General features: G+C 35.2%; 5 protein-coding genes. All 5 read right to left on the bottom strand.

Annotated elements, in window-relative coordinates; genetic code table 11:
- Positions 1 to 1094, bottom strand: a 1094-nt coding sequence (locus ACXJH6_RS00025) for an alpha-amylase/4-alpha-glucanotransferase domain-containing protein (RefSeq protein WP_456469711.1), incomplete at its 3' end; no start/stop codon positions are given.
- Positions 1087 to 2958, bottom strand: coding sequence for a glycoside hydrolase family 57 protein (locus ACXJH6_RS00020; RefSeq protein WP_456469710.1), 1872 nt, complete (start codon positions 2956 to 2958; stop codon positions 1087 to 1089). The genes ACXJH6_RS00020 and ACXJH6_RS00025, both read right to left, overlap by 8 nt.
- Complete coding sequence (locus ACXJH6_RS00015; RefSeq protein WP_456469709.1) at positions 2946 to 5453, bottom strand: sugar phosphate nucleotidyltransferase; 2508 nt, start codon at positions 5451 to 5453, stop codon at positions 2946 to 2948. The genes ACXJH6_RS00020 and ACXJH6_RS00015 overlap by 13 nt, the downstream gene beginning before the upstream one ends.
- Positions 5450 to 5713: a glycogen-binding domain-containing protein gene (locus tag ACXJH6_RS00010; protein WP_456469708.1), complete on the bottom strand. Its 264-nt coding sequence runs from the start codon at positions 5711 to 5713 to the stop codon at positions 5450 to 5452. Before ACXJH6_RS00010 ends, ACXJH6_RS00015 begins: the two co-directional genes overlap by 4 nt.
- A gap of 1 nt (position 5714) precedes the next feature.
- On the bottom strand, positions 5715 to 7287 hold a 1573-nt coding region (locus tag ACXJH6_RS00005), incomplete at its 5' end, for a phosphohexomutase domain-containing protein (protein WP_456469707.1).

The following is a 7287-nucleotide window of genomic DNA, read 5'->3' as shown; positions in this document are numbered from 1 at the left end:
CCGTTTTTATTAAAAACGGCTATTATTTTTTCGATTTTTACGCTCACTTCTTCATATCCGTCCATATCAAAATCGCTCACAAAAACACCTTTTTCGTTATCGCACTCAATCAAAAACCTGTAAGCGTTGTCCCTTAAATTCGGAAGATAAAGCCCCCCGAAAATCCCGTGCCAATATACGTCGTTTGTCTGAAGCTTATAATAACTTTCATTTTTATTCCTGATATTCAGCATTCTTTTATGGATATGGTTTGATTCTTTGTATTTTCTAAAAAAATTCTTAAAAACTCCCCTGCCCTCAACCCCGAAATCCAGACACCACTCCATCATTTCGGGATATGAAACGTTTGGAAGATACACAGGTTTTGAGGGATTTTTATAATCCCTGAAATGCATCGTATTTAACTCTTTTAACGCCTTTTCCACAAATTCTTCAAGCCATTTTTTTTCATACACCCATTCATAAGTTGTGGGCCAGAGTCCGAATTTCTCACAGTCGTCGAACATAACGGGCATTTTTTCATTCTTTATTATTTCTATTGCCTCATCCACGTTTGAAAAAGGGATTTTATATCTTAAATTTTTTGAAATAGGAAAAATCTTTATTCTTTTACCGCTCTCTTCCGTTTCAAAAACAGAATCCGCCTCAATTCCCTGCACTTTTATATGATAATCATCCACAACAAGATACTCAACCCCGCATTCTGAAATTTCAGGGATTATCCCGTCATCCCATACTCTTTCAGTCAACCACAAACCTTTTGGAATTACACCCAGATTTTCTTTTAAAAACTCGTTTAATTTATTTATCTGGATAATTCTGTCTTCTCTTGGAATAACAGCAAGTATAGGTTCGTAAAAACCTCCTGTAAAAAATTCAATATTACATTTTTTAATATTTTCAAACACATCGGGGTATTTTGTTTTTAGTTCATTAAAAAGCCATCCGCTGCAGTGCATTGAAAACTTAAATTCCGGATATTTTTTCATCGTTTCAAAAAAGGGTGCGTAACACATCTCAACCGCTTTATCGACTGCTTCTTTGAGATTTTCGGTGGGCTGGTGGAGGTGAACCCCGAATAAAAAATCAGACATACCAGTTCCTTGCGTAATCACTGTTTATTTTTATATAAAGCCTGGTGGTTGAAGGCAGAATCTGAATAATTTTATTGTTTTTTAAAACTTCTATTCTTAAAACACCCTCTTTTTTTTCAAACTCTTTTTTATCTATTTCAATTTCTACAATCTCACCTTTCTTACAATTTACTTTTAATTCTTTATCTTCAAAAAAAACCTTATATTCATACTCATTCACCCTTTCCCCGTCAAGCCTTAAAAAAAACTTCTCTTCATTTTCGCCCCAGTAAAGATATTTTATGTTGTCATTCGCCTGCATTGTGCCTCCGCCTTCATACAGCACCCCCGCATCAATCCATTCAAAAAAGCTTGTAACCTTTCCGTCAATTACCGGATAAATATAATCTTTAGGTTCGCTTAAAATATTTTTAAGCTCTTTACTTCCTGTAATAGGTTCATCCAAAACTTTCGGATAAGGAAAGTTAATTAATTTATAAACGTTTTTTAAATGCTCCCTGAAAAGAGAGTCGAATTCTTTTGCGTACTCCGTGAAATGCCCTTTTCCATACCACCAGAACCAGTCACTTCCTTCAGCCTTCAAAAGTTCCTCTTCAGCATCTTTGTTAAATCCTTCTCTTAAACAGTCCCTTTTCGTATCAAACAAAAGCTCCCATGCCCTGTTTTTCTCTTCATCCCCTACCCATGTGTTAAAATCCCCGTAAATCCAGCTTCCCGGTTCAAGATGTTTTAAGCTGACTGTTTTTTGATTTCCGAAAAAAACAAAATTGTCTTTAAATTCTTTATAAAACTCTTCCAAAAAATCTTTTCCGTTGTTTTTATAATACTCCCACGCATTTTCCCCGTCTAAAATAACTACGTTAAAATCTTTAAGTCTGCTTTTAAAATCTTTTACGGCGTTTTTAGCTTCAAAATTTTTATATGTAAATCCGATTAAATCGCTTAGCGTATGGTCTCTGAAATATATCTCAACCCCTTCATATTCATACGCTTTTGTAATATCGTTAAATCCGCTTTTTTTTAAAACCGCCTCATCACTGAAAACCCTTTTGATTCCTAACTCTTTATAAAGCAGGACACTTTCTTCATCAACTCCTCCTTCGCTCGGCCAAAAAGCCGTAGGATATTCTTCAAAAAGCTCTTTAAAAAGCTCTTTTGCTTTTTTAATGTGTTTAACGGCATCATCCTTCAAAGAAAAAAAACCTTTCGGCAAAGATGTATTCGGATTTGCCTTTTTTGCCGTATTCATATCTATTAAAAGGGGCATTATGGGATGATAAAAAGGGGTTGTCGTTAAATCTATCAATTTTTCTTTAAACAGTTTTTTATAAAAAGGTATAATTCTTTTAACAAAATCTATCAAATAAAAAACAAGCTCTTTTTTTTCATCTTCGCTGAAACTCTCTTTTTGAAAATAATTTTTAATAAAGGAAGTCTCTTTCAAAAAATTTCCGCACCAGCTTAATAAAAACCAGACTTCTAAATCCAGAAACTCCTGTGTTGAGAGAGTGTCTTTTTTATAAAGGCAATCATACCTTTCATAAGGCTTTATCATAGTTTCATAATTACCGCTTTTTAATATTTTTAATAAAAATTTTTCTTCCCCTAACGTCAGATTATCTACTCTTTTTAACATTAAAGACAAAAATTCATCGTTTTTAACATCTTCATACATTAAAATCTGTTCTAAAAGAGTGGGCGTAAGGTTAAAAGTGACTTTTGCTTTAAATTTTGAGGCGATATAGGGCATATCGTAATAATCTTTTATGGAATGTAAAAAAACCCAGGGCAGAAAAAGCCTGTTTTCTTTTACATAAGAAGGCTGATGCATATGCCAAAGAAGGGCTATTTTCATTTTATCCATTCTTTTAACATTTTTTCATATTTTTGATAAATCATCTCTCCTCTTTCATTATCGTCCGCCTGAATATAAAGATTGATACTCTCACTGTATCTATCGGGAATCATCATTACCCATTCGTCATCGCTTTCATAAATTTTAACACCTTCTTCGCTTAAATGTCTTTTTGTCTTGGCATATGAGAGGAATTTTTTCATAACATACCCTTTTTTATTTTGAGGGCAGGAAATTGAAAAAATCCTGTAATAAAAAGAAGTAATCTCTTTTTCAATCTCACTGAGTTTCACATTGTGTCTGCTTAAAAGTTCCATTATTTTAAGAGAGGCATAAACGGCATCCCTGTGGATTGAAAACTCGGTAAATGCAAAATTACCGTCAAGCGTAGCAATAAGGTCGTATTTACTGAATTTTTCTTTTGAAAAATCGGAATATTTGCCTCTTTCAATCTCAAGCCATTCAAATTTTTTATCAATCATATCGGGAGCCCATAAAGGGAGGAAAACTTTAAATTTTTTATTTTGCATTTTTGCTTCAAGGTTAAACAGATACAAACCGCTCATCAGTCCTTCAAGTTTGTTCAAAATTTTTCCGTCATCCGCTACGATATTAATTCTTTGTGCATGAGGGTAAATTAAAAATCCGGCATTATAATCCATACATTTTACCAGCGTTGAAATATTTTCCTTACAGATTTTTTCAAAATGGGAAAAATTTTTAAGTTTCAAATTATCGTAATAATTGTTTAAAAGCATATTTTCAATCTCAAGCGCTTTTAAAATATCCGGAAAAATATCTTTTCCCATCCCCCACATCAAATCGATTACAACCTTAAAATTATTTTTGATGATTTTATGGTCAATCGTTTCTTTTATTTTTTTTATATATCTGTCTTTAATGCATTTTTTAGTATATTCGTCATCCCTTAAAAAGCCTATTTCGTTATAATCAACCCTTCTGAATTTTTCCCTGAAAAATGTTTTTTCAATTGTTTTGGCTTCCTGCGTTCCAATTCTGAGAGCATCCTGGTTAAATAAAAATATATCAATTTCGCTCGGGTCTATCACATTTTGTCTGAAATATACCCCTCCTGCGATATTTTCGTCACTTGCCACTTTGTGTCTTAAAAGGGGCACGGGAAAATCTTTAAGGTCAATCACGTCAACCCCGTTGGACAAAACACCTCCCACAAAGGCCCTTTTTAGCATTCTGGAACTCGGAAGATTGTCCCTTGCCACCAAAATTGTCGATTTTTCAGGCAGAGTGGAGGCAAAAGCCTCCGCCAATTTACAGCTCATTTCACAGTCGATTTCAACGTTTGTTTTACCCACGGCAATTCCGTCTTTAAATATGGCGTTTTTATATTTTTCTCCCCATATAATATTGTTCGTAACAATTGAAGCGGGTTCTATTTCTTTATCAGGCCAGATTGTTACGTCCTGCTCTATCACCGTAAATTTACCTATTTTACAGTTTTGCGCAATAATGCATCCGGCTTTCGCCTTTACAAGCTCTTCAATCTCCACATTATCACAGATTACCGCATTGTCAAACACACATCCTTTTTTTATTTTAACATTTTCCCATATAACCGAATTTTTTAATTTACAATCTTCCCCAATTTCCGTATTGTCACCTATAACAACATTCTGAAGCCTTGTGTTTTTTGCAATTTTTACGTTTTTCCCTATAACCACCGTATCGATAATTTCAACATTTTCCGGTATTTTATCATCTTCAATATATAAAACCCCTTCGGGAAATTCAATTTTTTTACCTTTATATCCGTATTTTACTTTGCCGTCGAATATATCTTTATGAACCTCCCTGTAACTTTCGGGATTCCCTACATCCCTCCAATATCCTTTTGCATCGTACCCGTAAAGAGTAATATTTTCTTTCATCAGAGTCGGAAACAAATCCTTTGAAAAATCAAAAGGCTCGTTTTTCGGAATATATTTAAGAATTTCCGGTTCTATTATGTAAATTCCCGTATTTATCGTATCGCTGAACACCTCCGCCCAGCTCGGTTTTTCCAAAAATTTCTCTATTCTCCCCTCCTCGTCCGTAATAACGATTCCAAACTCAAGCGGATTTTCCACAGATGTAAGGGTAATTGTAAGTTTTGAGTGTTTTGATTTATGAAAATCCATAATTTTTAATAAATCAAAATCACTCACTATATCCCCGCTCATAACTATAAAACTCTCATCCAGATATTCCCTTGCAAACCCTACAGCCCCGGCAGTTCCGTAATCGGCATCAGGCAGCACATAATGGATTTTAACGCCGAATTTCTCACCCGTGCCGAAATAATTTTTAATAACCTCGGGCTTATAATACAAAAGCACCACAAATTCCGTTATACCGGCATCTTTTAACCTCATCATCGATTTTTCCATCATAGGTATATTCATAACGGGCAGCATCGGTTTTGGAATCGAATGTGTAAGAGGCTGAATTCTTGTCCCAAAGCCTCCCGCCATTATCACCGCTTTCATTTTCCGACTTTCAATAAAGAATTTTTACTTCCAAACGGAGAATCAACACTCTCACAACTCTCATCAGCCGTCCATTTTCCATCTATTAAATACCCGAATTCATAACTTCCCTCATTTAATTTTTTCCTTTTTGAAAAAATACCTTTTTTATTCTTTTTCATCTTTTCTCCTTTCCAGTTATCCCAGCTTCCTTTCAATATTACTTCATCGGCACCCACGTCAAGTTCAAAAATTACGCTTTTTTTAGTAATACGCACCATTTTAACTCCTTTTGATAAGATTTAACGCATCTTCTTGCATCCTTTTTAAATGTTTTTCGGAAATAAAACTTTCGGTATAAATTTTTATAATATCCTCGGTCCCGCTTGGTCTTATAACCGCCCATCCGTTTTTGGTTACGATTTTTACACCGCCGATATCGGCCCCGTTTCCGGGCGCACGGGTCAAAATATTTTGGACTTTTTCTCCTCCGAACGTTTCAAGAGATATGTTTTCAAGTTTTTTAATTTTCTCTTTTTCTTCCGGAGTTGCGGGAATGTCAATTCTTTCATAGTAGCATTTTCCGAATTTTTCTTCGAGTTCTTTATAAATAAGATGGGGGGATTTATCTTTTGAAATAATCTCCATAGCAAGCATCGCCATAACTATCCCGTCCTTATCAGTTACCCAACTATCCCCGTTAAATCTCAAAAAGCTCGCTCCCGCACTCTCTTCGCATCCGATTGCAAGTTCTTTTTTATAAAGCCCTTCTCCGAAATACTTAAACCCCACAGGCGTTTCATAAACTTCAACCCCTAGATACTCGGCAATTCTGTCAATCATTGCGGTCGTTACGATAGTTTTGCCGATTTTTACATTTTTCCATTTCCTTGTATTAAAAAGATACCAGATAGCGACACTTAAAAAGTGATTCGGATTCATAAGCCCTTCTTTACAGACAATCCCGTGTCTGTCCGCATCCGTATCGTTAGCTACTATAAGGTCAAATTTGTCTTTGTGCTTTTCGACTCCCGCCATCGCATAAGGGCTCGAACAGTCCATTCTTATTTTACCGTCAAAATCAAGCGTCATAAACGAAAAAGTAAAATCAACATAAGGGTCGATTATTTCAAGATTAAGGGAATATGTTTCTTTTATTTTTTTATAAACTTCAAGTGAAGTCCCTCCAAGGGGGGCAGCCGCAAATTTATAAGTGCTTTTTTTAACAGCCTCAATATCCACAATTTCAGGTAAAGCCTCAACATAAGGCGTTATAAAATCATACTCTTGCACAAATTCGCTATTAATAGCATCTTCATAACTTTTATAGTTTTCAATAGAATTTAATTTTTCATTGGCATATTTTTCTATTATCTTCGTAACATCCGTATCCGCCGCTCCGCCGTTTGGGGTGTTGTATTTATATCCGCCGTCTTCCGGGGGGTTATGTGAAGGGGTTATTACTATTCCGTCGGCCAAATCTTCTTCTTTTTTATTATGTTCAAGAATCGCAAAAGAGACAAGTGGTGTGGGGGTATATGTTTTGCCGATTTTAACCTTTATTTTTTTGCTGGCATACACCCTCACAGCGCTTGCAAGAGCGGGTGTTGAGAGAGCGTGTGTATCAATACCAGCAAATAAAGGACCCGTCTGATTTGTGAGATTTTTATAATAGGCTATTGCATCGCTTATTGCAAAAATATGTTTTTCATTAAAGCTTTTTTTAAACGCGCTTCCCCTGTGACCCGAAGTTCCGAATTTAACGGGGGAGAGATTTTTTGTGTAATAAAAATATTTTGTAATAAGCTCGGGGATATTTACAAGCTGCTCTTTTTTAGGATAAGCCCCTTTTTTC

This window comes from Caminibacter sp. (assembly GCF_053999135.1).
Note: the sequence above shows the minus strand (reverse complement) of the source record. Positions and strands in the feature narration are given on the sequence as shown.